The 2,904-nt window shown below is 39.8% G+C and carries 4 protein-coding genes; all 4 read right to left on the bottom strand.

Annotated elements, in window-relative coordinates; genetic code table 11:
• Window positions 1–155: 155 nt before the first annotated feature.
• Entirely contained in the window at window positions 156–1,427 is a 1,272-nt protein-coding gene (locus IBX40_12485) for a hypothetical protein (protein ID MBE0525126.1), read from the bottom strand.
• 248 nt (window positions 1,428–1,675) lie between these two features.
• The gene (locus IBX40_12480) at window positions 1,676–2,023 is read right to left on the bottom strand and encodes a hypothetical protein (protein ID MBE0525125.1); all 348 of its coding nucleotides are present in this window, start codon (window positions 2,021–2,023) and stop codon (window positions 1,676–1,678) included.
• A complete protein-coding gene (locus IBX40_12475) occupies window positions 2,016–2,762 on the bottom strand; it encodes a TIM barrel protein (protein ID MBE0525124.1) in 747 nt (248 codons plus the stop codon). The genes IBX40_12480 and IBX40_12475 overlap by 8 nt, the downstream gene beginning before the upstream one ends.
• A gap of 25 nt (window positions 2,763–2,787) precedes the next feature.
• A partial coding sequence (locus IBX40_12470) for a pseudaminic acid synthase (protein MBE0525123.1) occupies window positions 2,788–2,904 on the bottom strand: 117 nt, incomplete at its 5' end.

Here is a 2,904-nt window from a genome sequence, read left to right as displayed (position 1 = left end):
AGGATCAACCGATAATATTTATGTGAGGAAAGCTAATGTGACAATGTCAAGTTAAATTAACGGAAGAAATGAATTTTATCAGATTATTCTCTTCGACATCAATCGTTTGTATTGATTTAATTATTGATTCGATTTTATTCATCATTTATTCCCTACTATTTTTTGACAGTTTTTCGAAACAATTCATAGACTTTTCGAAATAATGGGATCCCACTGACATCATTCTTAATCCTACACCACAGCGTAGCGATTGGGTGGCGTCCATAATAAAAAACTCCTGATGAATTTTGGGTGAGGAATCTATACTCATTTTGACCGTAATTCCTTTGATAGTAGCCATACTTCAGAGCTCCGGTCTTGGGAAGAGGCATGAGCTCAGAATTTATTAGCGTGACGAACTCTTCATGAGATTTTGGTGTGTAGCATGCCCCCGTGTCTTCATATATAGCATGCCCCATCATAATAGACGGCTTTCCATAAAAATTTGCTTCGATTCCAACTGTGGAGCCAAAGGTTACAACAACATCCGCAGAATCAATTAGGTCGTAACTATTAATTGTGGATTCTGGGGTAAAATGCACCGTATTTTCTGATGTCTCTTGAATTATTTCGTCAATCACTTTTCTTTCATTTTTACCACAGGTTTTAAGATTAGGATGCCAACGGACAAACAGGGAATTATCTGCATAAACTCTCTCGTCATTAAGGATCTGTTCGATTCCATCATATTGGTTAGGGTAGGGGTCGTCGTAACGTCTAAAATCACTCATTGCATAAAACTCCCATAAACTGCTTGGAAATATTACAACTCGTTTTTTAATGCCGTCATTTTTAAGGGTAATAGTTTCAGAAAAATTATATCCAAAGTAAATACAACCCGGAAAATCTCCGCCACCGTTCTTCTGAAGGGTATAGAACAACATTGAATCTTCTTCTGTATTCTTTATTCCCCTTTGCTTCACAGAATCAGCAAACAACTCTTCCATTAATTTCTTATTCTCTACCAACCCATGTACTTTCAATGCTGGAAGTGTCATATATGTGTTCTTTTTCCCACCAGAAATATATGTATTGTAAGTGACATCCTCGTCTCTTGCCGCATAACATACAGGTCCATCTGAGCATCGTCTTCCGTTCCACACATAAACCATTTCAGCCCCGGATTCCCGGATTATTTTTCTCGCCTCAGTATAGAGTGCTATTGAATTTTGCAGTAAGCTTTCAATCCTTGGCTGAATATCCTCTACTGTTATATAGCAATCTCGTGCGTCATCGACTAACTGTGATGTAACGAGCTCACCAAAAGGAACGTCATATAAGCGGAACTTTTTAAGTTCCTCTAAAGTTGAGAAATATGGTAAGTTTATACTATTTTCTCGAAGCTTTAATCTGAAGTCCTTAGCTTGACCACGAAGGATTTTCGTCATTGTATAGTTGGTCTGCGCCTTACAAGATATACATAAATATTTGTTATGATAAGTGTTAGCTGGGCACGATGTCAACGCACCATCACAAGAAAGAACATAGACATCGTCCCCTAAGTCGATATGCTTGAGCGCTAGTTCGATAGTTTCAGCATGGTGGATTTGCCAATTGGAGACATGAGAATAAATTAAAACCTTCATTCTATTCCCTCTTATGTTTGTTAGTAACTTTCATAAATGTATTCCTGGATCTAAGCTATTAGAATTCGCTTTTTATCGAGTTCATGCATGGCAAGCGGCGTAAGTGCAATAATTCCTTGCTCACCATCAATGTCATCAAGCCATGAGAGGCAATCTCTGACCTGTACTTCGGTATCAAGCAAGATTAATGTCTTAAAGCATTGAATTTCAGATATTTGCATTTCTTCTATTAGCAGTTCAAGTACTGGGCACCTCATAACAGGCTTTAGTACCTTTCCGAATAGCCTTGTAGAAGTCATCCTGGCTTCTATTGTAGCAACAATTTTCATGTTTCGTTTTGTTTTAGCATTCATTTTCGCACTTACTTCCATCATACTTATCGCCACAGTTTCATTCAAGATTTAATGCCTTTAATCGATTGATATTTTGTATGTCCTCGTGCAGTAATCCCTTCTCTTTTCGTGGGGTTTCAATCGTAATCAACTGAAATGGATTCTCTTTGACGCAATGTAAAAAATAGCCGAAATCATAATTTCCCTCACCAATTCCCATATGCTCATCCTTCTCCTCACCCAACCTCCCATCGCTCACATGAAACACCCTCGGCTCAAGCCCCATAAACCTCTGCAAATACTCCTTGTAATCTACCCCAAGACTCACCGCCGCCTTCACCGCATGCCCGAAATCCAGACACAGCCCCATACAACTATCCCCGATCAGCTCTTCGATCTGCGCAGGCGAATACCCGATCATAGCTTCACTACCAAGCCCTACCTTCGGCATGTTTTCGATGAGGATCCGGCTGTCTGATAAATTGTGCAGCAGGTCTGTGGCGTGCTGCATGGAACCGTGACCCGCGTGGAGTATCAAGTATTTTGCATTCAGCTGGTCGGCCCAGGCAATGGATTCATTGATCTTTTGCAGGGTGCGTTCCTTCGCTGAAGGAGTGCCGATGTTCACTCCGAACTTCTCGTGTGGGATGTGAATTATGTATGGTACGTCTATTAAGAATGGTTTAATCTCGCTGTTTGGTATCACAAATAGCTCGACATAATCAAATATCTTCTCATCGATAAGATGGACAGCCTGATCGATCAGATTAGTGTTGATGGACCAGAGTTTTAAGCCGAATTTCATGTTTATTTATCCTTATTGCAAGACATTATTCAATAAAAGCCCAATCAAGAGGTGTCCCTTTCTCTATGTCTTTTCTGGCATTCTTACCGATGATTTGTTCTAAATATCTAGGGTGAAGTCCAAAACCTGGCCTTATGGATCT

The sequence above is a fragment of the Methanosarcinales archaeon genome, assembly GCA_014859725.1.
Taxonomy (GTDB): domain Archaea; phylum Halobacteriota; class Methanosarcinia; order Methanosarcinales; family Methanocomedenaceae; genus Kmv04.
Note: the sequence above shows the minus strand (reverse complement) of the source record. Positions and strands in the feature narration are given on the sequence as shown.

Coding starts and splice junctions, on each gene's coding strand:
- IBX40_12485 (MBE0525126.1), bottom strand. CDS start 1,427: ATGACGAAAATCCTTCGTGGTCAAGCTAAGGACTTCAGATTAAAGCTT.
- IBX40_12475 (MBE0525124.1), bottom strand. CDS start 2,762: ATGAAATTCGGCTTAAAACTCTGGTCCATCAACACTAATCTGATCGAT.